At 78.5% G+C, this 930-nt stretch carries 1 protein-coding gene; it reads right to left on the bottom strand.

Features of this window, described 5'->3' with window-relative positions; translation table 11 throughout:
* On the bottom strand, nt 1-930 hold a 930-nt coding region (locus GT045_RS20810), incomplete at both ends, for a protein phosphatase 2C domain-containing protein (protein WP_345942701.1).

The raw sequence follows: 930 nt of genomic DNA, 5'->3' as shown, positions 1-930 counted from the left end.
GCCGGAGCCGGAGCCGGACCCGGGAGCGCCGGAGCGGGAGGGGACGTCGGTGGCGCCGTCCGCCGACGGACTCGGCTCGATGTCCTGCCAGGAGCCGTCCCGCAGCCGGAACAGCCCGCCGTCGCCCACGCCGAAGAAGACGCGCGTACGGCAGTCCGGGTCGGCGGGCAGCAGCAGGCAGCGCAGACTCGCCGCGTACTCCTCCGGAGCGACGCCCTGTTCCGCGGCGCTCGTGCGCAGCTTGCCGAGGCTGCGGTCGGTGAGCCGGTGCAGACCCGCCTTCAGGTCGCTCCGCCGGGCCGCGCGGATGTCCGCCACGAGCCGCTGGTGGCTGCGGCCCACCGCCTGCGCGATCCACCGGCACGCCTCGGCCGCCGCCAGGTGCGCTACCGGGGTGCCGCGCACCCCGGTCGCCATGGCGACGAGGAGCAGCGCCTGCTCCCCCGCCCCGAACCGTGCGGTGAGCAACGCGTCCCGGCGCGGCTCCCCCCGGTAGCGGGCCGAGTCCCCGCGCTGCGACAGGGCGCGGAGCGTGCACGCCCCGTACCGGGCGCCGTCCAGCACGGTGTCGGCGACCAGCTCCCCCAGCCCGTCCGGATCGGCGGCCGGAAGCGCGGTGGGCTCGGGGTCGTAGGTGGGGGGCCCGGAACCTACGTAGTCGACGGAAGCGGAAGCGGGGGGCGGGGCGAAAGTGGGACTGGAGGGTGCCGGGGCGTCGGGGGCCGGGGCGTCGGCTGGAATCCGGGCGTCGACGGCGGCCGGGGCGTCGACACGAGGTGAGACCTCGCCGGGAGGTGCGGGCTCACCGGGAGGTGCGGGCTCGCCGGAAGGGGCCACCCGGGGTGGGGCGGCCGGCGTGGTCGGCGGGGCCTCGGGCGTGCGTTGCGCCGGCAGCGGCGCTCTCGCGGGGCCCGGCCGGGCGGGAGACGG

The organism is Streptomyces sp. SID486, from assembly GCF_009865385.1.
In the GTDB taxonomy this organism is placed as follows: Bacteria; Actinomycetota; Actinomycetes; order Streptomycetales; family Streptomycetaceae; genus Streptomyces.
Note: the sequence above shows the minus strand (reverse complement) of the source record. Positions and strands in the feature narration are given on the sequence as shown.